Raw genomic sequence first — 24,362 nt, forward strand, 5'->3', positions numbered from 1 at the left:
ACCCCGACCGCGCCCGCCACGCGAACCGCTATCGGCGGTTCCACCACCGCCGTCTGGGCGGCTCGGCCTCGCCGCCTGAGGCGACCAGGGACCGCGCCGTGGACTTGCTGATGACGAGACTGACTTCCTCAGTGGCGCTGTTGACCAGGATGCCCTCACAGTCGGCATCGGTTGCGGCCATCTGCAGGACGACCGCGCCGGACACGCCGACGTTGAAGCGCGGACCGAAGTTGCGCAGGGCTGCCTCGGGGTCGGCAAACGTCAGAATGCGCGCCTTACCGTCACCGTGGGTGGTCTGACCCGCGCCCAGATCGCTGCCTGCCACGAGGCGACCGGAGGCGTCCAACACCGGTGTGCCGTTGGTTACGATGCCGACCGTACTGGTGCGAAAGAGCGTGACGAACCGCTCGTAACTCTCCGGACTGCGGGTAGCGGCATGCTCGCCCATGATGTCCGACAACGGACTGTCGCTCATGGCCGGTTACCGTACCCGGCCTCAATCCGAACGCCGCCCCCGCACCGTGACCGACGCAGCATCCGGCGATCGATCGGGCGGGTCGGACCAAACCGGTTCGAGCCGCCCTTGTACGCCGTAGAACAGGTAGGGCCGAAGCTCGGCGGATTGCTCGAGCAGGCGGTGGAGTGCGTACGGGCGGCCGCCCTGTACGGCAAGAATCGGCTGGCCGGCCAGCAGTTCGCGAAGGGGGCCGATCCGCCATGTGACGGCGAGCAGCTTCCTGAGCTGGATCAGGGTCGCGACGGAGTCGGGCGGCACCTGGTCGACGTAGATGTCGGCGGTCTCGGGCAGGTCAGGGGTGAACCCGGCCGGCGGAGCGTGGCAGTCACAGTCAGCGAGTTCCTCGACGTTGGTTCGCCCTCGGCAGGCCTGCGCCAGGTCATCGGCCACGGGCCAGCACTCCGGCGGGTAGCCCTCCTCGTGGGTGGCCCAGCCGAGATTGCCCGCGTGCGCGGCGACCACTGGGTACTCGCCGTCGGCGTTGGCGGGCTCGCGCATGTCGAACAGGTAGAACACGCCGCCGCCGTTGAACGCGAACGGCAGCGCCCCCGGCATGTACTCCGGAAGGTGGTAGGCCAGCGTCATCGCCCGTACTCCGCTTGGGCCATCGACCGGGAACACCTGCAACCACCGCTCACCGTTGCCGAAGTCGCCGCCGCCCGACCACGCCAGCAGGGCGAGGTAACTGGGCGGCAGCGGCCGTTCGGGCAGCCGCCACCGGCCGGCGTCGATCGGCCGGTACGAGGCGTGCTTCGGGCCGCCGGGCGGCGACACGGCGACGTCGGCGATCTCCTGCTCGGTGGGCGGCCGGCGCACCTCGGTCACGAAGTCGGCAAGCTGCCGCTGCGTAGCTCCCGGCCGAGTATTCCGGTACTCGAACACCGACGACCAATCCACAGCGCCAGATCATGCCGCACGGCCGCCACCCGCGCCCACGTCGTAGCAAATCGTGCGACGCCCGGCGCGGCGGCTCGTCACAGCACCCCGTCGTCGACCTGTTCCAGGACGAGCGACCACCACCCGGCCTCGACGGCGCGTCCGTCGATCTCCCTCAGGGTCTTCTTGAGCCGCTTGACTCGGGCAGCACGGTTGTCCGGCCTGCCGACGGCCGGCTTGATCTCACCACGCCGGAACGCGGCGAGCTTCTCAGCCATCTGCTCGGCCGTGTACGTCGCCGGCGGCGGATCATCGTTGGCCGCGAAGAACTCGCCGAACAGGTCGAGGAACCGGCGCAGCGCGTCAACGGAGGAGTTCATCGGCACCCGGCTGCGCCGAAGCGGGGAGTACGACCACACCGCGCCACCGCTGTCGAGCCCGACCAGTTCGGTGGTGGGGTCCCACACGTAGCCGATGACCGACAGCCGCTCGCCGTCCACGATCACCTCAGCCGGCGTGGCCGTGGTGTCCAGCACGACACCGAGCGTGGCGTCACTCGATCCCATGACCACCCCCGCGGCGAAGACTACAACGCCGTGCATGCGCGCGCTCATGCCGATGACAGGATGTTCCGATGATCGCCGTCGCCTACCTCGCCGTTGACAGCCCTGTTCGGCACCGCCTGACGTAACGTAGATCGTGCTGGTAAGCGATGATCACAGGGTGGCCATTCCATCAGCACTACGCGAGTCATTGCATGAACCAGTGTTCTGGGCGCGGTACACCTTCGCCCATGAGGACGGCCCAGGAGCCGATCGGCTCGGCGACATCGAAGACCTGCTCGACGACGAGGACGAGCCGGAGGCGGACGATGAAGCACGCGATGTGGAGTTCGCCGTCGGCGGCGGCTACCGCATACTGCTGACCGTCGAGAGTCAGATCGACCACTACAGCCTGGGAATGGTCGCCCCGGACTCGGCCGATACCGCTGAACTGGGCTGGGACGACCTGGCACACTGGCACCCATACGCGCTCCGCTGGTCCGAACTCGACCTGATCTGCCGGGCGATCGCAGCCCTCGACCCGCAACTGCCGCACCCCGGGGCACCGCTTGCGCTGCTGTGCCGATTCGCCGCGGTCTTCGAGGACGACGACGTGGACCACGCCGTCACCACCGTAGACGCGGCGTACGCCTCGCTACGCCCGCAACAATGGGACGGCTACTGGCCGCGTGGCACCGACTGGCTCGACCGGGCGGACTTCCGCGGTCAAAACGTGGTCTGGCAACGTGACCGCGCTGGCAACTTGTGGGCCCGTCAGGAAGATGACCACGAGGCGGACTTCTACACCACCCGCGTGGAACCGGCAGCCGGTACAGAGCACTTTCCGTACGCCCAGCTACAGGCCCTGCTCGCCGCCGCAGCCGCCACGGTGAAGATCAGCACAACCTGATCAACACGATCACCAGTCCGTCAGGCGCCGAGGCGCGAATACGCACGCATCTGCCGCGATGCGGATCGCTGCAATGCGTGACGGCTCTTCCGGCGGCAGGTCGTGTCCGTGGAGCGTGTCCGGGGCCTGCTGTGGCCCGCTGCGCGGGTAAATGACGATATGACGTTGCAAATGGTTGTACAGGTCCCTATGGGTATCAGCGACGATGACCTCGGTGTTCGGCATCGCCTGGAGGAGGAACTCGACCGAACGTTCGGCGGCCGGTCAGCCCCGTCACTGCGGGTAGCAGGCTCGGGGAGGGCCAGGCTTCCTGTCCTGCTGCTGATCGGATTGGCCCGACCGTAACGCGTTGCCAGGGTGATGGTCAGGCCGGGATTCGCTCGGCAAACCCTGCGCGGGACTGCGGCGCCGGGAAGGGAACCGCGAAGTACTGGGTCTCGTGCGCGACCCGGCCGTCGGTGAACTCCATGATGCTCACCGAGTAGGTGGGCGCGCCGTCGTAGGTGATGACGCATTCGCTCACCCACAGGTCGCCGCTGCCGCTGATACGCAGCACGGTGAAGTGACGGTCAGCGGGATGGGCGCCGCGCTGAGCGGCGATCGTGGTGCGGCCGCGGAACCGTTCGCCCGATTGGGGGTAGTCCAGGATCGCGTCCTCGGCGTAGAGGGCGTGCTCCGCCGCGAGCTCGGCCGCCTCTGACGCCCGCCAATGCTCCTCGATCGCAGCGCGGGTCCGCTGGTCGGCAATCATGGCTTCGGCCCTCCTCCTGGTGCTGATCGTCGCGGCGCTCTTCCCACAGCCGTGACGCTCAACCCGTTTCTGCTGATCACGTTTTCTGCTCATGCCGCTGATCCTGCGCGGCGGCAGGATGGTGAGGCCGCAGTGAGTGACGGGAGTGGCGACCGCCGAGGCCTCCTGTCCTGCTGAGCTTCAGTTCACTCGCTCATGCCTTCTCGAGACCGATGCGGGGCTCCGATCTGATCGGGACATTGCAGGTGGTGATGGCTTGCTGTCCTCTCATCCGTGCTGCGGATCAGCTGCTCGGCGGAGGGGGCGACTCGGGCGACGAGGAACTTCGGGGCCATCTCGCAGTAGCTGTCGGTGATCAGTTCGGCGATCTCTGTCCAGTCGGTGCGGTCGCCGAGGATGGCAGCGGCGACGTTGCGGCCCCATGGGGCCCGAAAGAACGGGAAGCCGCGGGCGGTCAGGCCGAGCAGGTCGTCGATCGGTACGCGAAACGTCATCACGGTCGGTGCCTCACCGGCGATCAGATGCTGGGCGTAGAGCGGAAAACGTTCCGGGTCCGGCGTGTAGACGTGGGCGACTGTCCGCGTGCGGATCCGCCAGCGGACGCCGATCCAGGCCGGTTCCTCGTATGTGTCGGGCAACCGTCGGCAGATCGGTCGCAGCCGGTCCAGGATCTCCGGCGGCACGTCTCCAGGGCCGGACATAGGCAGACAATAGACGGTTGGCAGCAGACTTCGTGCGCCGGTCGCTCATCGTCTGATGTCTCACGTGATCCTGACAGAGAGGGGACGGCGTGACCGCGCTCAGAGCCCACTCCCAGCCGTTGACTCCATGTACTGTCCGGCCAGTCTCAGCCTTCAGACTTCAGGCGCTGGGTCGGCCGCTACGCAAGCTTGATCGGCTGCGCGGACATGCCGCAGCGGGCGCGCGGCGGCCGGCCACAGCTCGTCACCGACGGTGATCGTCTCGTCGATGTCGAGGCTTCCTGTCCTGCCGATGACCGCACACTCGATCATTCGGCCGAGCAGCGACCCCACCGGAGTTGGCGGCGAGGTACGCGACAGCGACCAGGACCCGCGCGTGCGGACGTGACTACTCCTTCGCTAGCAGCAGGACAGTGAACGTGCCAGCAAGAAACTCATCGGTCAGCCGGACACCTGTGAGTATTTCGGCCAGCGCGAGCGCAGGCGCATACCAGTCCTGATCCCCCAGTTCCAGGGCTTCGACGACCTGCACCACGCCGACGGGCAGGCCGTCGTCGCTGGGATTGTTGAGATCCAGCCAGAACGCCGTCTCACCGGCGACCGCCACGGTGAAGGTGGCCGGTCCGGCGATGCTCCAGAACACGTTGACGGCCCGTACGCCCGCCACGGCGTGCAGCACGGGTGCGGATTCGCCGCGATAGCCGCTGACTGGCTCGATGACCACGATCCACTCGCCTACCTCGCGGACCAGGACGGTGTCCATGCCCGGTCGTTCGACCAGCACGACGTCGATCGCCTCATCGATAGCCCGGATCGCCGCGTCCGCCGGATCGCCGCCAAACGCGCGAAGGACGGCCTCACGGTTCGAGCCCTCGACGTAGGTGACGCCCATGCCCTCGTTCAACTGCGGCCATGACTCGAGCAATGCCGCGTAGTGGGCAACAACTTCGCCGTACACACCGGCAACATACCTGTCCCAGCTCTCGTCCGGGATTGTCCGACCTCCGCCGAAGTCGGAAGTGTTCGCGAAGAGTCGCGTCGAACAAGGTCAGACGGCCGCATCTGCCGCCGCGTGCGCGCCGGCGGCTTGATCACGTTTCCGGACATGCCGCCGTCAGTGCGTAGCTTGTAGTACATCGCCACGAGGAGTGCCATCGTGGAGAGTGGCTGGTGCGCGGTCGATCAAGGGTCCCGCCGCGGCGGCGCCGCCAACACCGTCAACAGGGCGTGGTCAACGACGCTCGGCCCAGGGTCCGGAGGGCGCCGGTGCAGTTCGGTGGCGGGCGCTCTGGGCCGGGTGCGGCGGAGTCTGCCGGTCACCGGCCCGGGGATCGCAGACGTCCGGCGCGGGTCTTCGCGAGGTTGCGGACCCGCTTCGTGCGGCCGGCCTCGCCCAGCACCGCCAGTACCGCGGCTGAGTCGGCCTCCTCGACCACTTTGCGCTGGAGCCAGTTGGACGCGGCCGCCAACGCCTCGCGATCCACCGGCTCGCCGGACTGCAGCGCCTTGAACAGGGCCCACTCCTGCACCCGCCGCGCGATGAACCCGTCGGCGCCCACCGCGTCCACCACCGGCTCCGCCCACGCTGCGAACGACGCCGCCGAGGTCAGCCCTTCGGCCCGGCTGTCCACAAGAGACATCAGCACCGACTCCGCCATGAGCCGGTCAGGATCGGCGAGCAGGGCTACGAGCAGCGCCGGGTCGTCATCGGGCCCGCTCTCCCGCACGGCAGCGCTGAGCTGGTGGAATCGGGCGCGCCCGTCGGCCGGATCGTCGTTGGAGGTCACCCGGCGAGGGTACCGGCGCTTGAACACTGCCCCGCCCCCGCTTCCGGGGCGGGTGCAGCGCGGTCGCCCGCGCCGCAGCGGCGCACTCCGGCACCCGGCGTGCGAATCCAGACCTGACCCCGCTCGCGGGTCACGCGCCGCGCAGCCAAGCCCCTCCGCCACCCCGTCTTCCACAGGACGGCCGGCATGCCCCCGAGCACCAACACCATGATCGGATGCGCGGACATGCCGCTGGTCTCGCGCGTCGAGGTCCCGTGGATGTAGCGCGCTATCAGGAAGTTCCCAGCTTTGCCAGTCCGCTGTGCACAGCAATTGGTGGTTTCGTTTCAAGCGCGCGGATGTGCACGGTGCAATCGCGCTCCACATGGACTGCGAAGGGAGGGAAGTCATGCCAGTCTCTCGCGAGATGTGGCGAACGGTCCGGTACGCCCTAGGAAGCAATAGCCGGACCGTCCGCCTCTGCGTGATCGTCATCGTCGTAGTTGTTGCCTACGTCGTGATCGGTCATCACTAGGGTTGAACGTTAGCGGGTTTGGCTGAGAAGGAGCTGGCAGGCGGTATAAACGTCCCTTGGCCGCCTGCCATGCACCCTGAATCGACCACTGCACAGCCGATCTTGGCTCCCGCTCAAGCCGCGATTACGCTGCTCGAGTGTCATCAATCCCTGCCCCATCACGGCGTCGCCTGGCCGGGCTCGTCAGCATGTCGGTGATGGCGTTCGGTGTGGCGGGATGCGCGTCGCAGCCACAGGCCGATCCGGCATCGTCGCCGCCGTGGTCGCCGCTGTCGGTGGCCTCGAGACCGGTACTGTCACCGACCCCGAGCGTTAGCGGCCCGACGGCCGGACCGAAGCTGGTGATCCGGTCGATCCGCGCGGTGCCCGAGCGGGTCGGCCTGCCCTGCAACGCATCGCAACCACCGGCGGGACCTGAGGTCACCGTAGTCGTCGACGCGCTCGACACCCCACCCGAGAAGCTCATCATCCGGCTCGGGTACGACGCTGGGCCTCCCTCGCCGTACCAAGGGGATGTCCGGATGCCGTACGACGCCGCCCGCAAGGCGTTCGTGTACACATTGCCGCCCGTCACCCGGCACACGGTCGGCCCAGCGGCGATACGCATCGGCCTCTTGGTGTTGGCGGAGCACCCCACACGTCCCAGTGCTGCGGCACTGCCAGAGAGCGAGGAGATCCCGTTCGACTTCATCTGCATCGACCCGTCGACGGTGCCACGAACAGCGACCAACTCACCACCACGGCTCCCTGGCCGGAACGGCGCCGCTCGTGGTTCGTCTCGCTCAGGCTGTTGGCGGCAGTGTGGTCAGCGTTCGTGTGGAAGGCGACATCGACCCCGTCCTGGCGGCACGGGTTGAAACGCTGTTCGACCTGCTGTGATCAGCCTTCGATGCCGGTGGAGGTGTGGGAGGCGCCTACGGGTTTGGACTCTGGGGAGCCTCGTTGGCGTAGGTAGATGGAGAGGATGACCATCGAGAAGACGGCGAGGAGCTCGGACTGCCAGTTTTGCAGGGTGCGGTTCCAGAAGTCGGGTTCGGTCAGGTAGGCGGCCCAGGAGACGGGGGGCTGGCGGTGGCTGAGTTGGCGTTCGTTGAAGGCGGCCACGCCGGCGATCGACTGGGCGAGCCACGACAGCGCGAAGACGCCGCCCATGACGAGGCCGAGGGAGTTGGACAGCAGGCGCAGGCGCCAGCCGGACGCGCGGGCCCAGGCGGGTGAGTCGGCGCGGGCGAAGGCGCCGACGAGCTGGTCCTTGTCGGACTCGGTGCCGGGCTGGTCGAGCGGCTTGGACTCGGGGGATCCCTTCTGCAGCAGCCAGACCGTCGCCAGGATGTACAGCGAGAACTGCAGGTACTCCGACTGCCAGTTCTCCGCGACGTCCACGGCGAAGTCCGCCGACGTCAGGTACCGGCCGAGGGAGACCGGCAGGAGACCATCCGTGACCTGCTGCTGGTTGAAGTCGGCGTGCCCGGCGAGGCCCTGGCCGACCAGGGCGAGGACGAACAGGACGCCGAACACCACGCCGAGCGCGTGCTCTCGCAGGACCCGCCGTGCCCCGCTCACCGGTGCAGCAGCCCGATCGTGATGACGAAGGCGAGACCGGCGCCGACGACCGTCAGGCACAGCACGAACATCAGCCGCATCTCAGTCTCCTTCCACGGCGCACTGGTACGGACGTTCGCCGCGCGACTGGCAGCCCGCCGCCACGACCCGCCAGCCGCCCGGGAACACCGCCAGGAACTCGGTGTCGCCGGCGTGGACGACGCGGGCCCATTGCCCGTACACGTCGACGTGGCGCACCGCGTCGGGGGCGGGCAGGTCCTGGTCGAGGATCGCGGCGGCGCACGGGGCGTCCGCGGACCGCTCCAGAGCGCTGACGGTCCCGGGCGCGAGCAGCCGGCAGGCGGTGGCGCCGTCGCCGTCGCGGACCGCCGTCAGCAGCCGGGTCGCCGTGGCCGAGGCGGCGTCGCGCCGGCCGCCGTCGCCGCAGCCCGCGGCCAGGAGACCCACGAGGACCAGCACCACAGCGATCCGCACGCTGTCCGTAGTGCCCCGATGTGGGAGGTCGCACACATCGTGCGGGGCGGATGAGATCATGGCGCGATGATGTTCGAGGCTGGGCAGCGCATCGTGTTCATCGGCGACAGCATCACCGACTGCGGGCGGCGGGACGTGCGGGCGCCCTACGGTGACGGGTACATGAGCCTGGTGCGGGCGTTCGTCACGGCCCGCTTCCCCGGTACCCCGCTGACCTGGGTCAACCGTGGGGTCAGCGGCAACACGGTCCGGGACCTCGCCGCTCGCTGGGACCGCGACGCGATCGGCGAGCGGCCCGACTGGCTGGTCGTGATGATCGGCATCAACGACGTGTGGCGGGCGTTCGCCGGGCGGCCGCACGAGGCGGTACCGCTGGAGGAGTACGAGGCGACCCTGCGCACCCTGCTGCGGAGCGCGGTCGACGCGACCGGCTGCCGGTTGCTGCTCGCCGACCCGTACCTCATCGAACCCGACCGCACGGAGCCGCAGCGCGCCGAGAGCGACCGCTACGCCGCGGTGATGGCGAGGCTCGCGGCGGAGTTCGGGGCGCCGCACGTGGCGACGCAGCGCGCGTTCGACGCCGTCCTCGAGGTGTCGCCGCCGGACCAGTGGGCCGACGACCGCATCCACCCGGGCCTGCCCGGCCACGCCGCCATCGCCGACGCCTTTCTGCGCGTGATCACCGACTGAGCCGGCCGAGCGGCTGAAAGGCCGAACGGCTGAAAAGGCCGAACGGCCGAAACGGCTGAACGGCTGAACGGCTGAACGGCTGAACGACTGAACGGCTGAAACGGCCGACCCGCTACCGGACCCGTCCCGGATCGGCCAGGAACTCGGTGATGGCCCGCCCCGGCACGTCCGTCACCCCGAACTCCCAGGGCGCCGCGTCGAGCTTGCGCTGCACCGCCGCCCGGATCGCTCCGGCGTCCTCCCCGTCCGGCGAGGCGAGCCGCTCGTAGGCGTCGTCGTCGGCGGCGCGCAGCACCGCCCGCAGGTCGGGCAGGCCCAGGTAGTCCTCGGCGGCGTCGAGGCGGTCCGGCGGGAACTCGGCCAGCACCGCGTCCAGACCACCGCTCATGGCGCGCTCGTGCAGCCGCCGCAGCCACGCCAGGTGCCGCAGCCCGACAGGTCCGGTTGCCGCCGCCGGTTCATCGACAGGCAGCGAACCGGCCGCGTCCCACAGCGCCTCGACGAGGTCCCTCAACAGATACCCGCGCCGGTCGCCGACCCACGCCGGCGCGGGCCGCCAGCGCCGGGTGGCGCGCAGGTGGTCGAACCCCGCGCCGACGGTGACCGTCTCCAGGGCGTCGACCGCGAACCGGCACGGCAGGATCGACGCGAGCGGCACCACCCCCGGCGTCCCGGTCAGCGACACCCAAGCCAGGGTGGGATCGTCGGAGTCGACCAGGTCGTGCCACCGCCCGCCGTCCAGCAGCGCGACCTGGCAGTGGTCGGCGTCGATGACCGACACGACCACCGCGACCCTTCGTTCGTCGTCGCGCCAGGTGTACGAGGGGTCGTCGCCGGGGTCCGCCGACATCAGGATCCGCTGCACGTCACCCGCCGCGGCGGCCTCCAGCGTGCGGGTCAGCCCGAAGATCCTTCGCTCGATCACGCGCAACTGTAGCCGGTTGACTTAACCCGTTTTAGCTGACTTACTCGGTTCAGTTCGCACCGACCGCCAGCGGAAGGAACCCCCTCATGCGACTTGCCGCGTTCGCGGTGTCGGCCGTCGTCGTCTGGGCGGCGGCCTCGGCCGTGCCCGCCGCGGCGGCGCCGACGCCCAGTGGCACCGCCACCGTCGCCGACGTCGTCACCTACCTGCAGAGCATCACCGGCCGCAACATCCTGTCCGGCCAGCAGGACGGGCCCAGCTCGGCACCGAACACCTGGCAGCAGAAGGTGCACGACATCACCGGCGAATACCCGGGGTCGTGGGCCGGCGACTTCGCCTTCGAGCAGAACGACATCAACGCCCGGCCGGCCGTCATCGCCCAGGCGAAGGCGGTGTGGGCGGCCGGCTCCATCCCCGCCCTGGTCTGGCACATGTGCCCGCCGACGGTCGCGCAGTCCTGCCACTGGGACTACGGCACCGGCGCCATCATGAGCAGGCTCAGCGACGCGCAGTGGAACGAGCTCATCACCAACGGCACCGCTCTGAACACCGCCTTCAAGCGCCGCCTCGACGAGGCCGTGCCCTACCTGCAGGACCTCAAGAACAGCGGGATCCCGGTGCTGTTCCGCCCGCAGCACGAGATGAACGAGGGCTGGTCGTGGTGGGGCGGGCGCCCCGGCGCGAACGGCAGCCGCAAGCTGTTCCAGATCACCCACGACTACCTGTCCGGCACCAAGGGCCTGAACAACCTCGTCTGGGTCTGGAACCTCAAGGACATCGCGGGCGGCGAGAGCCACGTCGCCGACTACTGGCCCGGAGCGTCCTATGTGGACCTCGCGACGCTCGACGCGTGGGTCAACAAGCAGCCGACGCAGGCCTGGTACAACGCCATGCTGGGCATCGCCGGCGGCAAGCCGATCGGCCTGTCGGAGGTCGGCTCCGTGCCCACGCCGGAGACCATCACCGCCCAGCCGCGCTGGACGTTCTTCAGCGTCTGGATCGGCTGGCTCACCGACCCGGCGTGGAACAGCAACGACGCCGTCAAGCGCACCTACTACGACCCGCGCGTGCTCAACCGCGGCGAGATCCACATCGGCGGCGGCACCGACCCCGCGCCCGGCACGGGACCAATCACCGGCCTGGCCGGCAAGTGCCTGGACGTCGCCGCCGCCGGCACCGCGAACGGCACGAGGATCCAGCTGTACAGCTGCAACGGCACCAACGCCCAGCGCTGGACCGTCGGCACGGACGGCACACTGCGGGCGCTCGGCAAGTGCCTGGACGTGACCGGCGGCACCGCCGCGGACGGCACGAAGGTCCAGCTGTGGGACTGCAACGGCAACGGCCACCAGCGCTGGACCCGGGACGGCCGGCGCCTCGTCAACCCCGACACCGGCAGGTGCCTGGACGTCGCCGGCCAGTCCACCGCCGACGGTGCCCAGATCCAGATCTGGACCTGCAACGGCCAGACCAACCAGAACTGGACCCTGCCGTAAGAGGAGCGTTACCGTGCATCGATGGATGCGATCATTCCCGCGCCGGTGTACGTCGAGCCGGCGCCGGCGGAGAGCTTCACGCTGACGTCCGCGACCGTGGTGTCCGCGACCGGTGCCGGCGTGCCGGTCGCGGAGCACCTCGCGGCGCAGCTGGACATCGCGGTCGCCGAAGGAGCGGGCGGGGCCATCGCGCTGACGCTCGACGAGGCCGCCGCGACGCACCCGGAGGGCTACCGCCTGCGCGTCGGCAAGGAGCGGGTGACGCTGGCGGCGGGGACGCCGGCCGGGCTGTTCGCCGGGGCGCAGACCCTGCTGCAGCTGCACTCGGACCGGGTCATCGCCGGTGGGGAGGTGCGGGACGAGCCGCGGTTCGCGCACCGCGGGGCGATGCTCGACATGTCGCGGCACTTCTACCCGGTGGCGGAGGTCAAGCGGTTCGTCGACCAGCTGGCGCGGTTCAAGCTCAACGTCCTGCACCTGCACCTCACCGACGACCAGGGCTGGCGCATCGAGATCCGTAGCTGGCCGCGGCTGGCGGCGGTCGGCGGTGCCACCCAGGTCGGCGGCGGGGCCGGCGGGTACTACACGCAGGACGAGTACCGGGACCTGGTCGCGTACGCGGCGGCGCGGCACATCACCGTCGTGCCCGAGATCGACGTGCCGGGGCACACGACCGCGGCGCTCGCGTCCTACCCGGAGCTCAACGCCGACGGGGTGGCGCCGGCGGTGTTCACCGAGCGGGGCAACGCGACCGGGTTCAGCTCCCTCGCCACCGGCAAGGAGGTCACGTACCGGTTCATGGGTGACGTGCTGCGGGAGGTGGCCGCCCTGACGCCGGGCGAGTACCTGCACCTCGGTACCGACGAAACCCACGCGACACCGGAGGACGAACGGCTGCGGTTCCTGGACCGGGTGCTGCCGATGGTCGCGGACCTCGGCAAGTCCGTGATGGGGTGGCACGAGATCCTGCGCTCGCCGGGTCTTCCGGTGTCGACGGTGCCGCAGTACTGGGGGCGCGCGTCCAGCGACCCGGCGATGGCGGCCGCCGTGGCGCGCGGGCAGCGGGTCGTGCTGTCACCGGCGCACCGGGTGTACCTCGACATGAAGTACGAGCCCGGCATGGAGATCGGTTACGACTGGGCGGGCTGCATCGACGTCGCCGACGTGTACGGCTGGGATCCCGGCACCTACATGGAGGGTGTGCCGGAGGCGGCGGTGCTCGGGATCGAGGCGCCGCTGTGGTCGGAGACGCTGCGCTCCTACGCCGACGTCGAGGCAATGGCGTTCCCGCGCCTGGCGGCGGTCGCCGAGCTGGGCTGGTCGCCGCGGTCGGCGCACGACTGGGACTCCTTCGCCCGCCGGCTCGCCGCGTACGGGCCGCGCTGGGACGCCGACGGCGTCAACTACCACCGTTCCGCGCAGATCCCCTGGCGCTGACCGGCTCCGGCGCCTTCTTGATCACGACGACCGGTCGCACCAGGGTCGCGCCTTCGACGTCGACGTTCGGCAGCAGCCGTTGCAGCGGCCTCGGCAGCCACCAGGCGCTGCGGCCGAGGATGTGCAGCACCGCCGGGACGAGGGTCATGCGGACGATGAACGCGTCGACGGCGACGCCGACGGCGAGGGAGAAGCCGATGGCCTTGATGATGACGTCGCCGCCGAAGATGAACGCGGTGAAGACGGCGGCCATGATGAGGCCGGCGGCGGTGACGACGCGGGCGCTGTCGCGCATGCCGTCGCCGATGGCGCGGCGGGCGTCGCCGTGATGGGTGAAGGCCTCCTTGATGCGGGAGACGAGGAACACCTCGTAGTCCATCGCCAGCCCGAACAGGATGCCGATGACGAGGACGGGCAGGAAGCTCAGGATCGGCGCGGGCGCCTGCACGCCGAACACGCCGCCGGCGTGCCCCTGCTGGAACACCCAGGTGACCGCGCCCAGTGACGCGCCGAGGGACAGCAGGAACCCGGCGACCGCCTTCACCGGCACCAGGACCGACCGGAACACCAGCAGCAACAGCAGCAGCGCGAGCACGACGATCAGCACCAGGAACGGGGCCAGGGCGGCGCTGAGCTTGTCGGAGACGTCGTTGTTGACGGCGGTGGTGCCGGTGACGTACGCGGTGATCCCGGCCTGCTGCCTGGCCTGCTCGCCGGCGGCGCGGATGCGCCGGACGAGGTCCTTGGTCTGCTGCGAGTCGGGCCCGGACTTCGGGATCACCGACAGGATCACCACGTCCCCGGCCTGGTTCGTCGCGGCCGGGACGGCGACGGCGACGTCAGGGTCGGCGCGCAGCAGCGGCGCGGCCTGCTCGCCGATGGCCTTCATGTCGGTGCGGCCCGGCCCGTGCAGCACGAGGGTGAGCGGCGCGTTGAACCCCGGCCCGAAGCCCTTGGCGAGCAGGTCGTAGGCGCGGCGTTCGGTGGTGCCGGTGGACTTGGTGCCGTCGGACGGCAGCCCGAGACGCATGTCGAGCACGGGCAGCGCCATACCGCCGACGACGGCGAGGCACGCGACGACGGTCAGCCACGGCCGGGCGGTCACGATCCGCGCCCACCGCGCGCCGAACGGGTTGGCCCTCGGCTCGGCCCGCCGGTTGAGCGCCCTGATGCGGCTGGCGGTGATCCGGTGGCCGGCGACGGCGAGGACGGCGGGCGTGAGCGTGACGGCGAGGACGACGGTGACGGCGACGGTGGCCGCGGCGCACAGGCCCATGACGGTCAGGAACGGGATACCGGCCACGGCGAGGCCGCACAGCGCGATGATGACGGTGACACCGGCGAAGATCACGGCGCTGCCGGCGGTGGCGGTCGCGGTGGCGATCGACTCCTCCACCTGCATGCCGTCGCGCAGCTGCTGGCGGTGCCGAGCCACGATGAACAGCGCGTAGTCGATGCCGACCGCCAGGCCCAGCATCGTGGCGAGGGCGGGCGCGGTCGAGTTCAGCTCCACGAACCCGGTCACGACCTGGATGCCGAGCATCCCGATGCCGACGCCGACGCCGGCGTTGAGCAGCGGCATCCCGGCGATGACCAGCCCGCCGAGGGTCAGCGCCAGCACCAGGTACGCGATGATCACCCCGTACAGCTCGCTGCTGGCGCCGTGCGCCTCGGTGGTGGACACGACACCGCCGGAGAACTCCACCCGCAGCCCGGCCGCCCGGGCCGGGCCCGCCAGCCGCTGCAGGGCGTCCTTCGCCTCCTGCGTGACCTCCGAGACGGGCACGGCGTACTGGACGTCGGCGAACGCGATCCGCTTGTCCGCGCTCAGCGTCGCCTCGTTGAACCCGGTCACCGCGATGACCTGCGGCGCCTTCGCCAGCGCGACGAGCGCGTCGGCCGCGCGGGCGGTGTACTCGGCCTCGTCGAGCGTGTGCCCCGGCGGGGCGGCCACCACGATCCGTGCGCTGGCGCCGCCGGTGCCGGGGAACTTCTTCGACAGCAGCTCGATCGCCCGCTGCGACTCCGTGCCGGGGATGCTGATCGCGGACGTCGTCGGCTTGGCCAGCAGCGTCGCCGACACCGCGATGGCGACCAGGACCGCCGCCCAGACCCCCAGCACGACCCAGCGACGGCGCGCCACGACGACGCCGAGACGGTACAGCAACGTCGCCATACGTCCGCTCCCTCGAACCGGCGGGGCGGCCATCGGAACCGGCCGTACGTGCGGCGGCGACGGTCGTCCGCATGGGTGTTCGCGCCTTGATCCTATGGGCGTGCCTCACCGGGCAGGACCGGAACGGCGAATGCGCACCCGGGCCGGCGGTCAGCTCCTGCCGCTGAGCGCGGATCCCATGGCGACGATGCGGTCGGCGACCGCTCGCGGGTCGACGAGCTGGTGCAGGTGCTGGCCCGGGAGGTGCTCGACGAGCCAGCCCCGGTCCTGGGCCTGCGCCGCGGCCGGCGCGTAGTGCTCGGAGAACCGGAGATACCCGCACGGCACCGCGTCCCAGCCGGCCGGGACGGGAAGCCGCTGCTCGTAGTACCAGAGCGGAATCCGCGGCTGCTCGGCCTCGACCGCGCGCCTGATCAGCGGGTCCGGGACGAGCTCGGCGAAGTCGGCGCCGGGCCACCACGTCGTCCACGGTGGGAGCAGGCCGTCGACGACCCTGTCCCGCAGCCGGTCCAGCACGCCGGGCGCGACGATGCCCGTGGTCGGGCCGGTGCGGGCGGGCAGCGACGCGTCCACGAACACGCACGCCGCGACCCGCCGCGGCAGCGCGCCGACCACGGCCGGCATGAAGTAGCCGGCGTTGCTGTGCGCCACGAGGATCACCGGGCCTTCCCCGGCCGAGGCGACGACCCGCTCCACGATGGCCTGACCGGACGGGGGCACCTCGTGCAACGCCGGCACCGCCGCGTCGAGCAGCGCCGCCACCGGCGCCCACGACGCGGGCCCCAGCAGCGGGCTGTGCATCAGGACGTACTTCATCGCGGGCGGTTGTCGAGGATGCGCTTCGCCTTGCCGATCGAGCGCTCCAGCCCGCCGGGCGGCAGCACCTGCACCCGCACCGTGACGCCGACGTTGTGCTTCACCAGCGCGACGAGCTGCGCGGCGAGGGAGTCGTCGATGGGCTCGGTGCGGGCCTCCACGCGGACGGTCAGCTCGTCGAGGCGGCCGGGCCGGTCGATGACGCAGACGTAGTGCGGGGCGAGGCCCGGCACCCGCAGGATCAGCTCCTCGATCTGGGTCGGGAACACGTTGACGCCCCGCAGGATCATCATGTCGTCGGAGCGGCCGGTGACCTTCTCCATCCGGCGCATCGTCCGGGCGGTGCCGGGCAGCAGGCGGCTCAGGTCGCGGGTGCGGTACCGGATGATCGGCAGCGCCTCCTTGGTCAGCGACGTGAAGACCAGCTCGCCGCGCTCACCGTCGGGCAGCACGTGGTCGAACACGGGATCGACGATCTCGGGGTAGAAGTGGTCCTCCCAGACGTGCAGGCCGTCCTTCGTCTCCACGCACTCCTGCGCGACCCCGGGACCGATCACCTCCGACAGCCCGTAGATGTCCACGGCGTGCATGTCGAGCCGCTCCTCGACCTCGCGGCGCATGTCCTCGGTCCACGGCTCCGCGCCGAAGATGCCGACCTGCAGGCTCAGCCCCTTCGGGTCCACGCCCTGCCGGTCGAGCTCGTCGAGGATCGTCAGCATGTAGGACGGGGTGACCATGATGATGTCGGGCTCGAAGTCGACGATGAGCCGCACCTGCCGCTCGGTCATGCCGCCGGACACCGGGATGACGGCGCAGCCGAGCCGCTCGGCGCCGTAGTGCGCGCCGAGCCCGCCGGTGAACAGGCCGTAGCCGTACGCGACGTGGACCCGGTGGCCGGGGCGCCCGCCGGCCGCGCGGATCGAGCGGGCCATCACGTCGGACCACATGTCCACGTCGGCCTTCGTGTAGCCGACGACCGTGGGCTGCCCGGTGGTGCCGCTGGATGCGTGGATGCGGGCGATGCGCTCCCTGGGGACCGCGAACATCCCGAAGGGATAGCTCTCCCTGAGGTCCTGTTTCGTCGTGTACGGGTAACGCGCCAGGTCCTCGAGCGAGCGGCAGTCGTCCGGGTGTACGCCGGCCTCGTCGAACTTGCGCTTGTAGAGGGGCACGTTGTCGTACGCGTGCCGCAGCGTCCACTGGAGCCGCTCCAGCTGCAGGGCGCGCAGCTCGTCGACGGACGCGGTCTCGATCGGCTCCAGGTCGCCGGGGCGCGGGCTCAGGTCTCTCACGCTCGTTCCTGCCCTTCCAGGATGCGGCGGCCGAGTGCTCTGCTGCGGCCGCGGAACTCGGCGATGACCGACCCGTCGGCGGTGCGCACGGTGACGTCGTACAGGCCGCTGCGCCCCTGCCGGACCCGCTCCTGCGCGACGGCGGTCAGGTCGTCGCCGGGCTTCGCGGGCGCGACGAACGTGACGTCGAAGCCGCCGGCCACGGTCACCTCGTCGTAGGTGTTGCAGGCGATCGCGAACGCGCTGTCGGCGAGGCTCGCGATGAGCCCGCCGTGACAGATGCCGTGGCCGTTGGCCATGTCGTCGCGGACGCGCATCTCGATCGTCGCCCGGCCGGGCGAGACGTCGCCGAGCCGCATGCCGAGCGCGCGGCTCGCCTCGTCGCCGTCCCACACGGTCCGCGCGCAGCGGCGGGCCACTTCCTCGGGGTCCATGCACCTTGCATACCCGGGTTTTCACACCGCCGCAAAGGTACAGACGGCCGCGGCGAGCATCAGGGTGTGCAGGATCATGTGCTCCAGGTTGGGCCGGGGCCGGTCGCCGATGCGGGGCAGAACGGTGACGGTGCGGGCGTACGTGCGGGCGTGCAGCTCCGCCCAGGTGACGCCGGCGCCGGCGGTCGCCCACGGTGCGGTGCGGCCGGCGAGGTACGGCATCCACCACAGGATCAGCCCGCCGGCAGCGGAGAGCGCGGCGAGGGTGCCGGCGGCGTAGCCGAGGACCGGCAGGTTCAGCGCCTTCCCGAGCCCGAGCAGCACCGCGGGCAGCGCCATCACCGGCGCGTTGATCGCGACCTCGGTGCGCTGCTCCTCGCGCTTCGCGTCGCGGACGTTGTTGAACGGGTACAGGTCGACCAGCGTCGTCACCAGGAAGTAGGCGACCGCGGCCAGGATCAGGGACACAGCGAGAACCAGCACGCCAGCCTCCATGTTTACGGTGTAAGCATCCCGTCGTCTGGTAGTTTTGCTTACGCCGTAAACATCGTCAAGGGAGTACGCGTGCCGAAGGCCGGGCTGAGCCGGGAGCGGGTCCTCGACGCCGCGCTGGACTACGTCGACACCCACGGCCTGCCGGCGCTGTCGATGCGCAAGCTGGGCGCGCATCTCGGCGTGGAGGCGATGTCGCTCTACCGGCACGTACCGAACAAGGACGCGCTGCTCGACGGCCTGGTCGACCGGGTGATGGAGCACGCCTTCGCCGGACTGTCCGTGGACTTCGACGACTGGGTGCCGTGGATGCGGTCCTTCGCGCACTCGCTGCGGGGCGCGCTGCTCGCCCACCCCGGCGTGCTCCCCCTCGCCGCGACCCGCCCGGTGAACTCCCCCGACGCCCTGCGCATGTCGGAACGCTGGCTGGCCGCGATGCGCAGGGCCGGCCTGCCCCTCGGCCGCGCCATGGACGTCGTGAATGTCGTGGCCACGTTCACGATCGGACACACCCTCGCCGAGGCCGGCCGCACCCCCGGCCACGAGGACTCCGACCCCAACCTCGACGAGCACGCCGACGACCTCGACCCGGACGAGTTCCCGAACCTCCTGGAGGTCATCACCACCCGCGCCGGCCTGGACTTCGACCACCGCTTCACCGAGGCCGTCGACATCCTCCTCGCCGGCTACGCGGCCCTGCCGCCTGTTGCGGATCCGCACGTTCCTTCGCCGTGACGCAACCCCGGCGGCGATGCTGGGCCCGTGCCCCGAAACGACACCGGTCCCCCGCAAACCGCCCCCGACGAGAAGTCCGTCCTGCTGGGCTTCCTCAACTACCTCCGCGACGCGATCACGGCCAAGGTCTCCGACGCCCCCGAGCCACACGTCCGCACCGCGGGCGTGCCCTCCGGCACCAACCTGCTCGGCCTCGCCAAGCACCTCGCGCACGTGGAGCGGTACTACTTCTTCGGCGACCGCATCACCAGCCTCCGCCGCACCATGCGGCCCACCACCAAGGACACCGTCGAGAGCATCCTCACCGACTACCGGCAGACCATCACCCGCGCCAACGAACTCGTCGCTTCGCGCGACGATCTCACCGAGCCACTACGCGGCGGCGGCCCGTCCCTGCGCTGGATCCTGGTCCACCTCATCGAGGAAACCGCCCGCCACGCCGGCCATGCCGACATCCTCCGCGAACACCTCGACGGCACCACCGGCCGCTGACGCTGCAGGTCACCCCTGTTCGGCTCTGCTCCTCGGCATGATGCGGGGGTCGTCGAAGCTCCGGTTGTCGATGACGATGTCGGCCTGTTCGGCGGGGCGGATCTCGGCCAGGTACAGCTGCTCGCCGGGGATGTAGTAGGTGCGGTACCGCTCGGCGGCGGCCTCCGCCGAGTCCATCCACGCCTGGTCCCGGGCCGTGCCGCGGGCCAGTACATCCGCCACGTCGATGTGGAGGTAGACCCGCAGGTCCCAGTGCCGCGCCAGGGCCGGCTTCTGCAGGAAGCCGCCGTCCACGATGAGGATCGCGTCGTCGGAGGTCACCTGGACGCCGGAGTCGACGGGCATGCGGCCGCTGACATCCATGATCTGGGTGCGGTAGCGGCGGTCGCCGCCGGGACCGAGCGGCACCAGCAGCTCGTCGCGGATGGCGTCGACGTCGTACATCTCGAAGTAGTAGCTCTCCGGCGAGCCGGACGGATACCGCGTACGCAGGTCGACATGCCGTTTGAAGTGGTCGGCCCCGACCCGGAGCACGGGCCGCGCCGTCCTCCCCCGCACGGCGGCGGCCACCTCGTCGGCCAGCGTCGTCTTGCCGGCAGCGGAGTGACCGTCGATCCCCACCCGCGTCGGGTGCTCCAGTCGCAGCGCAAGGATCCGGTCCGCCAACCCGTCGATCACCTGCCGCCGTGCCGCGCTACGCAAGCTGGTACGTGAAACGGTCGGTCCGGCCATCCGCAGCGTCCTGGGCAGCGGCCCTCGCAAGACGCCCTCAACTTCCACGCGCACCAGCCCACGGTAACGGATCGCAGCCGGTTGTCTTCGTGTCGCTGCGAAGGCGCACCACCGAGCCGGTCGTCGGACGTGGCTGGCACTTCCCGCGCGATGGCATCCGCTGCGGTTACCCGGGGACGCGCCGAGGTTGGTGCTGTCAACAGCATACCGCGGACATCGTCACCGGTCATTCGGTCATTCAGGCCTGTTGACCTGGGGTTTCATCCGCCTAAGCTCGCCGAGCAACCCAGGTGGAAGGAGAGCGGATGACCGCTGGTGGTCAGGACACCGTGAGCTATGAACTCGAGACGTGGGCACGCACGGTCCTGATTGGATCGCGCCGGCCCAGCTCCTACGAGAGGGTCAAGGCGTACCGGATTCTGAACCGGGCCAACCACCGCGCCTACCAGGCCCACCTGGCGAAGGCGCTGCTCGACCTCAGCTACCAGGGCGGCCGCGATGCCTCGCCGCAGACCCGGCTGGCGTTGCTGGAGGAGGCAGCCGACACCGCCCGAACCGTGCGACGCGACGAACCACGGCGCGGCGAACTTGTCGTGCGGATCCTCGACTCGTACCAGCGCGCCCTGTATGAGCTGGGCCGCCGCGCTGAAGGGCTCGCGGTCCGCGAGGAGATGGCCACGGCGAACCGCCTGGCGTTCGCGGCCGGGGAACGCGGCTCGGTCGAACGGGGACTGCGTGCCTGGGCGCACGGGCTGGCCGAGGAAGGCCGGCACGCCGACGCGGCGGCCGCCCTCACCGAGCTCCTCGACGTCACTGTGCCGGAGTACACCTGGAGCGCCTGCACCTGGGACCGGCTGAGCCTGACCGCCGAACTGGACGCCGCCGGCCCCACAGACGCCGCGGTCAAGACACTGAGCGCGATCCTCGACGAGGACCGCGCCAAACTGGCCGCGGACAAGACCTCGCTCAGCGGCGTTTTCCACACCCTGATCTGGCACGCGCTGCTCCTCGACCGCGCGGGCCGCGCCGACGACGCCGACGCGGCCCGCCGCGAGGCACTCGGCCTGCTCCGCCGGCTGGCCGCCACCGGAGAACCCAAGAGCTGGAGCGGGTACCAGTACTCCTACGCCGGCGTGCTACTGGCCGTCCAGGCCGGCAACGCCGAGCCGCACACAGCCGGCCGGCCCCGACCCGCCTTCGGCGTCGACCCCGACGAATGGTCGCCCGACCTGCGGGAGCGCTACTTCGACGAAGCCGGGATCGCCCGGCGCGAGGCACCCGCCTCCGACCGACCCGGCACCCTGCTCGACACGGCCCGCCGCGAACACCGCCTGCCCGAACTCGCCGCGCTGCGACGCCGGCTGGCCATCCGCACCGGCGTGTACTGGCTGTGGCGCCACGGCCACCGCTTCCTCGAACCGGCCCTGCCCGCCTTCAACGACAGTGTCGAGGCCGCTCGCCGCCTCCACACCGAAACCACCGCGACCGGCCGCCCGTTGCTCATCCACGCTCTGACCGACCGGGCGATGATCCTCACCGCCGGACACCGCTACCCCGACGCCCTCCACGATTACCACGAAGCACTGACGCTGCACTCCAGGAGGACCCTGTCGTCCCGGGCCGATTGAACATCCCGCAAACCCGGCGGGCGGCGGTCACCCGGCGAGCAGTTCGACTGGGATGTTGCCGCGTGTGGCGTGGGAGTACGGGCATACCTGGTGAGTGGCCTCGATGAGTTCGCGACCGGCTTCCCGGGGCAGGCTTTCCGGCAGCTTCGTCCGCAGGGCGACTTCGAGACGGAAGCCGCCCTGCCCGTTCGGGATGAGGCCGACCTCAGCGGTGACCGACATGCCGGAGACGTCGATCTTCTTCTTCTGCGCCACCAGCTGCATCGAGGTGGCGAAGCAGGCGGCGTACCCGGCCGCGAACAACTGTTCGGGGTTGGTGCCGTCGCCGGTGCCGCCCAACTCCTTCTGGAGGGCGAGCGTGACGTCCAACTTGCCGTCCGAGCTGAAGGCGCGGCCGTCGCGGCCGGTGGCGGTCGCGACGGCGGTGTAGTGGCTCATGTGCTGCTCCTCTGGTAGGCAGACCGATCGGTTGACTGCATTCACCGTATGGAGATCAAAGACTGCTCTCCATGGCTCTAGGTCTTCGATCCATGTCTGATCGTCTCGATCGGTGCCGTCGGACGATACGATCCGGAGATGGACGTACTCAGTGACGCCATCCGGGTCATGCGCACGGGGCGGCCACATTCCGCCGAGATCCGCAAACGTGTCCCGTGGGGAGTGCGGGCGGAGCCGTTCTCCGGGGCCGGCTTTCACGTGGTGCTGGAAGGGACGTGCTGGCTGATCCCGCCGGAGGGCCCGGCGATCGCGCTGGGTCCGGGCGATGTGGTGTGCCTGCCGCACGGTTGCGGGCACGCGCTGGCCGACAGCCTGTCCAGGCCGCTGGCGGGCGCACCCTCGGCCGCCCTGCCGGAGGTGGTGCCGAGCGCCGACGACGGCGAAGGCGCCGCCACGATCCTGCTGTGCGGCGCCTACACGCTCGACCAGACCCGGCCGCATCCGCTGTTCCAGGAACTGCCCGAGGTGATTCACCTGCCGGCTCGCCTCGGCCACCGCTCGCCGCTGCACACTGCCGTCAACCTGCTCGGCGACGAGATCGCCAACCCCGGCCACGGGACCGAAGCCGTCGTTTCGGCGCTGCTGGACATGATGCTGCTCTACATCCTGCGGGCCTGGCTCGCCGACCAGACCGAGGGCGGCCCGGCCACCGGTTGGGCCGCGACGCTGGCCGATCCCGCGATCACCGCGGCGCTGCGCCACATCCACCAGGAACCCGCCCGGCAGTGGACGGTCGAAGCGCTGGGCGCGAAGGCCGGGCTGTCGCGGGCGGCGTTCTCCCGCCGGTTCACCTCACTGGTCGGCACACCGCCGCTCGGCTACCTGACCTGGTGGCGGATGACCTTGGCAGCGCGGCTGCTGCGCGACAGCGACAAGTCGCTGCAGACCATAGCGCAGGGCGCCGGATACACCTCCGAGTTCGCCTTCGCCAAGGCGTTCAAACGGGAGCAAGGCTTGGCCCCTGGCCAGTACCGCCAGCACTCGCGAAGGTAATCCCCGTCCGCCGCCCGGCCGGGGACGGTGGTTCGACACCCCGAGCCCCCGAGCCGTGCCGTGTGCGGCGACGAGATGGGTCAGGCTTCCAGGCGATGGCCGATGCGGTCGAGGGTCCCCTCGCCCCAGTACGTGCTGAGCTGCGTCGCCAGGCCGGTGGATGCCCGCACGGTGGTGACGAGGTCGACGAGCAGGTCGTCGCTGGCCGCCCACAGGTAGCACTGGCCGGTTGCGCCCCACGCGTCCTTCTCCAGCAGGACCCGCTGGTCGTCGGCGCTTCCGGCGTACCGGTACCGCTGGCTGTTGCTGTCCGCGGGCCGCTCCTCCAGCCGTGTGCCGAGACCCGCCCAGGCGGCCGGGTCGAAGCTCGTGACCGGTGCCCGGAGCGTCCGTTCGCCGCACATCGCCTGGTGGTCCCAGATCCGGGTGTACACCAGATCCGAGAACGAAGCCGAGAGCATCGTCCACTCGTCGGTGGGCTCCAGGTCGTCGAACGAGATCATCACGGGCGGGTCGTCGCTGCCGTCGAGCATGACCGCCCAGTAGCAGACTCCCTGGTTCTCGATCATGAACGGCAGCAGCTGACGGTCGGCGACCAGATCCCAATCGCGTTCCTGGTCCGGCTCGCCGTCGGGCCAGTACTGCTCCATCCGGCCCAGCTCGTGGGCCGCGTACACGCGGTCCTCGTTGCTGAAGGCGCGCAGCGTCTCCTGGCCGGCAGCGAGTGAGTACCACTCCCGCACCGATGCGGGCAGCGGGAAGCCGCGCACAGCGGCGAACCGGTCGACGGCCGCGACGGCGTCGGGTGAAATCTCCGCGGTCCGCCCGGCCAGGGCCAGCGAACGCGCGTGAAACTGCAGCTGGGACAGCATATGTGGGAAGCTCCTGAAT

The 24,362-nt window shown here is 70.4% G+C and carries 28 protein-coding genes; 8 read left to right on the top strand and 20 right to left on the bottom strand.

The features are described 5' to 3' along the window. Positions 1-28: 28 nt before the first annotated feature. The 3 genes from AB0J72_RS18465 to AB0J72_RS18475 form a co-directional block, all read right to left on the bottom strand. Entirely contained in the window at positions 29-475 is a 447-nt protein-coding gene (locus AB0J72_RS18465) for a hypothetical protein (RefSeq protein WP_363400169.1), read from the bottom strand. Positions 476-496: 21 nt separating this feature from the next. Then, complete coding sequence (locus AB0J72_RS18470) at positions 497-1,399, bottom strand: SMI1/KNR4 family protein (protein WP_363400171.1); 903 nt, start codon at positions 1,397-1,399, stop codon at positions 497-499. A 92-nt stretch (positions 1,400-1,491) separates the two neighbouring features. Continuing rightward, positions 1,492-2,007, bottom strand: a complete 516-nt coding sequence (locus AB0J72_RS18475; protein ID WP_363400173.1) for an SUKH-4 family immunity protein — start codon at positions 2,005-2,007, stop codon at positions 1,492-1,494. 109 nt (positions 2,008-2,116) lie between these two features. On the opposite strand from AB0J72_RS18475, the gene AB0J72_RS18480 reads away from it, so the two are divergent. Next, on the top strand, positions 2,117-2,845 hold the full coding sequence (locus AB0J72_RS18480; RefSeq protein WP_363400175.1) for a hypothetical protein: 729 nt from the start codon (positions 2,117-2,119) through the stop codon (positions 2,843-2,845). 9 nt (positions 2,846-2,854) lie between these two features. Here AB0J72_RS18480 and AB0J72_RS18485 read toward each other — a convergent pair whose 3' ends face one another. The 8 genes from AB0J72_RS18485 to AB0J72_RS18520 all read right to left on the bottom strand — a co-directional run bounded on the left by AB0J72_RS18485 (position 2,855) and on the right by AB0J72_RS18520 (position 8,635). Beyond that, positions 2,855-3,070: a hypothetical protein gene (locus tag AB0J72_RS18485; RefSeq protein ID WP_363400177.1), complete on the bottom strand. Its 216-nt coding sequence runs from the start codon at positions 3,068-3,070 to the stop codon at positions 2,855-2,857. 139 nt (positions 3,071-3,209) lie between these two features. After that, complete coding sequence (locus tag AB0J72_RS18490; protein WP_363400179.1) at positions 3,210-3,689, bottom strand: nuclear transport factor 2 family protein; 480 nt, start codon at positions 3,687-3,689, stop codon at positions 3,210-3,212. Positions 3,690-3,781: 92 nt separating this feature from the next. Further along, the gene (locus tag AB0J72_RS18495; RefSeq protein ID WP_363400181.1) at positions 3,782-4,297 is read right to left on the bottom strand and encodes an MmcQ/YjbR family DNA-binding protein; all 516 of its coding nucleotides are present in this window, start codon (positions 4,295-4,297) and stop codon (positions 3,782-3,784) included. Between the two features lie 388 nt (positions 4,298-4,685). After that, entirely contained in the window at positions 4,686-5,255 is a 570-nt protein-coding gene (locus tag AB0J72_RS18500; protein ID WP_363400183.1) for a DUF6461 domain-containing protein, read from the bottom strand. 358 nt (positions 5,256-5,613) lie between these two features. Beyond that, on the bottom strand, positions 5,614-6,084 hold the full coding sequence (locus tag AB0J72_RS18505) for a hypothetical protein (RefSeq protein ID WP_363400185.1): 471 nt from the start codon (positions 6,082-6,084) through the stop codon (positions 5,614-5,616). Positions 6,085-6,722: 638 nt separating this feature from the next. Continuing rightward, positions 6,723-7,328, bottom strand: coding sequence for a hypothetical protein (locus AB0J72_RS18510; protein ID WP_363400187.1), 606 nt, complete (start codon positions 7,326-7,328; stop codon positions 6,723-6,725). A 149-nt stretch (positions 7,329-7,477) separates the two neighbouring features. Beyond that, positions 7,478-8,161 carry a DUF6766 family protein gene (locus AB0J72_RS18515; protein ID WP_363400189.1) on the bottom strand — a complete coding sequence of 228 codons (684 nt, stop codon included), beginning with the start codon at positions 8,159-8,161 and terminating at the stop codon, positions 7,478-7,480. A gap of 81 nt (positions 8,162-8,242) precedes the next feature. Continuing rightward, positions 8,243-8,635: a hypothetical protein gene (locus tag AB0J72_RS18520; protein ID WP_360572123.1), complete on the bottom strand. Its 393-nt coding sequence runs from the start codon at positions 8,633-8,635 to the stop codon at positions 8,243-8,245. A 66-nt stretch (positions 8,636-8,701) separates the two neighbouring features. Here AB0J72_RS18520 and AB0J72_RS18525 point away from each other — a divergent pair, with 66 nt between their 5' ends. Further along, complete coding sequence (locus tag AB0J72_RS18525) at positions 8,702-9,325, top strand: SGNH/GDSL hydrolase family protein (RefSeq protein ID WP_363400191.1); 624 nt, start codon at positions 8,702-8,704, stop codon at positions 9,323-9,325. 112 nt (positions 9,326-9,437) lie between these two features. Here the strand turns inward: AB0J72_RS18525 and AB0J72_RS18530 are convergent, their stop codons facing one another. After that, on the bottom strand, positions 9,438-10,250 hold the full coding sequence (locus AB0J72_RS18530) for a hypothetical protein (RefSeq protein WP_363400193.1): 813 nt from the start codon (positions 10,248-10,250) through the stop codon (positions 9,438-9,440). Between the two features lie 86 nt (positions 10,251-10,336). On the opposite strand from AB0J72_RS18530, the gene AB0J72_RS18535 reads away from it, so the two are divergent. Then, a complete protein-coding gene (locus tag AB0J72_RS18535) occupies positions 10,337-11,746 on the top strand; it encodes a lectin (RefSeq protein ID WP_363400195.1) in 1,410 nt (469 codons plus the stop codon). Positions 11,747-11,767: 21 nt separating this feature from the next. Continuing rightward, the gene (locus tag AB0J72_RS18540) at positions 11,768-13,183 is read left to right on the top strand and encodes a beta-N-acetylhexosaminidase (protein ID WP_363400197.1); all 1,416 of its coding nucleotides are present in this window, start codon (positions 11,768-11,770) and stop codon (positions 13,181-13,183) included. Here AB0J72_RS18540 and AB0J72_RS18545 read toward each other — a convergent pair. The 5 genes from AB0J72_RS18545 to AB0J72_RS18565 form a co-directional block, all read right to left on the bottom strand. Next, positions 13,146-15,359 (bottom strand): MMPL family transporter, encoded by a 2,214-nt coding sequence (locus AB0J72_RS18545; RefSeq protein WP_363400199.1) that lies wholly within the window; start codon positions 15,357-15,359, stop codon positions 13,146-13,148. The two genes, AB0J72_RS18540 and AB0J72_RS18545, sit on opposite strands and share 38 nt — an antisense overlap. A gap of 150 nt (positions 15,360-15,509) precedes the next feature. Then, a complete protein-coding gene (locus AB0J72_RS18550) occupies positions 15,510-16,175 on the bottom strand; it encodes an alpha/beta hydrolase (RefSeq protein WP_363400201.1) in 666 nt (221 codons plus the stop codon). Beyond that, positions 16,172-17,467 carry a phenylacetate--CoA ligase PaaK gene (gene paaK, locus AB0J72_RS18555; RefSeq protein WP_363400203.1) on the bottom strand — a complete coding sequence of 432 codons (1,296 nt, stop codon included), beginning with the start codon at positions 17,465-17,467 and terminating at the stop codon, positions 16,172-16,174. Before paaK ends, AB0J72_RS18550 begins: the two co-directional genes overlap by 4 nt. Next, entirely contained in the window at positions 17,464-17,901 is a 438-nt protein-coding gene (paaI, locus tag AB0J72_RS18560) for a hydroxyphenylacetyl-CoA thioesterase PaaI (protein ID WP_363400205.1), read from the bottom strand. The genes paaK and paaI overlap by 4 nt, the downstream gene beginning before the upstream one ends. Positions 17,902-17,922: 21 nt before the next feature. Next, complete coding sequence (locus AB0J72_RS18565; protein ID WP_363400207.1) at positions 17,923-18,384, bottom strand: hypothetical protein; 462 nt, start codon at positions 18,382-18,384, stop codon at positions 17,923-17,925. A gap of 81 nt (positions 18,385-18,465) precedes the next feature. Between AB0J72_RS18565 and AB0J72_RS18570 the strand changes: the two genes are divergently transcribed. Both AB0J72_RS18570 and AB0J72_RS18575 read left to right on the top strand, forming a co-directional pair. After that, positions 18,466-19,128 (top strand): TetR/AcrR family transcriptional regulator C-terminal domain-containing protein, encoded by a 663-nt coding sequence (locus tag AB0J72_RS18570; protein ID WP_363400209.1) that lies wholly within the window; start codon positions 18,466-18,468, stop codon positions 19,126-19,128. A gap of 27 nt (positions 19,129-19,155) precedes the next feature. Continuing rightward, complete coding sequence (locus AB0J72_RS18575) at positions 19,156-19,620, top strand: DinB family protein (protein ID WP_363400211.1); 465 nt, start codon at positions 19,156-19,158, stop codon at positions 19,618-19,620. A gap of 9 nt (positions 19,621-19,629) precedes the next feature. Here AB0J72_RS18575 and AB0J72_RS18580 read toward each other — a convergent pair whose 3' ends face one another. After that, complete coding sequence (locus tag AB0J72_RS18580) at positions 19,630-20,322, bottom strand: uridine kinase (RefSeq protein ID WP_363400213.1); 693 nt, start codon at positions 20,320-20,322, stop codon at positions 19,630-19,632. A 335-nt stretch (positions 20,323-20,657) separates the two neighbouring features. On the opposite strand from AB0J72_RS18580, the gene AB0J72_RS18585 reads away from it, so the two are divergent. Beyond that, on the top strand, positions 20,658-21,980 hold the full coding sequence (locus AB0J72_RS18585) for a hypothetical protein (RefSeq protein ID WP_363400215.1): 1,323 nt from the start codon (positions 20,658-20,660) through the stop codon (positions 21,978-21,980). Positions 21,981-22,007: 27 nt separating this feature from the next. On the opposite strand, the gene AB0J72_RS18590 is transcribed toward AB0J72_RS18585, so the two are convergent. Beyond that, complete coding sequence (locus AB0J72_RS18590; RefSeq protein WP_363400217.1) at positions 22,008-22,418, bottom strand: organic hydroperoxide resistance protein; 411 nt, start codon at positions 22,416-22,418, stop codon at positions 22,008-22,010. 138 nt (positions 22,419-22,556) lie between these two features. On the opposite strand from AB0J72_RS18590, the gene AB0J72_RS18595 reads away from it, so the two are divergent. Continuing rightward, entirely contained in the window at positions 22,557-23,471 is a 915-nt protein-coding gene (locus AB0J72_RS18595) for an AraC family transcriptional regulator (RefSeq protein WP_363400219.1), read from the top strand. 80 nt (positions 23,472-23,551) lie between these two features. Here AB0J72_RS18595 and AB0J72_RS18600 read toward each other — a convergent pair whose 3' ends face one another. Then, positions 23,552-24,343, bottom strand: a complete 792-nt coding sequence (locus AB0J72_RS18600) for an SMI1/KNR4 family protein (protein ID WP_363400221.1) — start codon at positions 24,341-24,343, stop codon at positions 23,552-23,554. Between the last annotated feature and the right edge of the window lie 19 nt (positions 24,344-24,362).

Source organism: Dactylosporangium sp. NPDC049742, from assembly GCF_040674675.1.
GTDB lineage: Bacteria > Actinomycetota > Actinomycetes > Mycobacteriales > Micromonosporaceae > Dactylosporangium > Dactylosporangium maewongense.

What these genes read in the sequence shown, in the direction of transcription:
- AB0J72_RS18465 (WP_363400169.1), bottom strand. Translation starts at nt 475, where the DNA reads ATGAGCGACAGTCCGTTGTCGGACATCATGGGCGAGCATGCCGCTACC.
- AB0J72_RS18475 (WP_363400173.1), bottom strand. Translation starts at nt 2,007, where the DNA reads ATGAGCGCGCGCATGCACGGCGTTGTAGTCTTCGCCGCGGGGGTGGTC.
- AB0J72_RS18485 (WP_363400177.1), bottom strand. Translation starts at nt 3,070, where the DNA reads ATGCCGAACACCGAGGTCATCGTCGCTGATACCCATAGGGACCTGTAC.
- AB0J72_RS18490 (WP_363400179.1), bottom strand. Translation starts at nt 3,689, where the DNA reads ATGAGCAGAAAACGTGATCAGCAGAAACGGGTTGAGCGTCACGGCTGT.
- AB0J72_RS18495 (WP_363400181.1), bottom strand. Translation starts at nt 4,297, where the DNA reads ATGTCCGGCCCTGGAGACGTGCCGCCGGAGATCCTGGACCGGCTGCGA.
- AB0J72_RS18525 (WP_363400191.1), top strand. Translation starts at nt 8,702, where the DNA reads ATGATGTTCGAGGCTGGGCAGCGCATCGTGTTCATCGGCGACAGCATC.
- AB0J72_RS18535 (WP_363400195.1), top strand. Translation starts at nt 10,337, where the DNA reads ATGCGACTTGCCGCGTTCGCGGTGTCGGCCGTCGTCGTCTGGGCGGCG.
- AB0J72_RS18540 (WP_363400197.1), top strand. Translation starts at nt 11,768, where the DNA reads ATGGATGCGATCATTCCCGCGCCGGTGTACGTCGAGCCGGCGCCGGCG.
- AB0J72_RS18545 (WP_363400199.1), bottom strand. Translation starts at nt 15,359, where the DNA reads ATGGCGACGTTGCTGTACCGTCTCGGCGTCGTCGTGGCGCGCCGTCGC.
- AB0J72_RS18550 (WP_363400201.1), bottom strand. Translation starts at nt 16,175, where the DNA reads ATGAAGTACGTCCTGATGCACAGCCCGCTGCTGGGGCCCGCGTCGTGG.
- paaI (WP_363400205.1), bottom strand. Translation starts at nt 17,901, where the DNA reads ATGGACCCCGAGGAAGTGGCCCGCCGCTGCGCGCGGACCGTGTGGGAC.
- AB0J72_RS18585 (WP_363400215.1), top strand. Translation starts at nt 20,658, where the DNA reads ATGACCGCTGGTGGTCAGGACACCGTGAGCTATGAACTCGAGACGTGG.
- AB0J72_RS18590 (WP_363400217.1), bottom strand. Translation starts at nt 22,418, where the DNA reads ATGAGCCACTACACCGCCGTCGCGACCGCCACCGGCCGCGACGGCCGC.
- AB0J72_RS18595 (WP_363400219.1), top strand. Translation starts at nt 22,557, where the DNA reads ATGGACGTACTCAGTGACGCCATCCGGGTCATGCGCACGGGGCGGCCA.
- AB0J72_RS18600 (WP_363400221.1), bottom strand. Translation starts at nt 24,343, where the DNA reads ATGCTGTCCCAGCTGCAGTTTCACGCGCGTTCGCTGGCCCTGGCCGGG.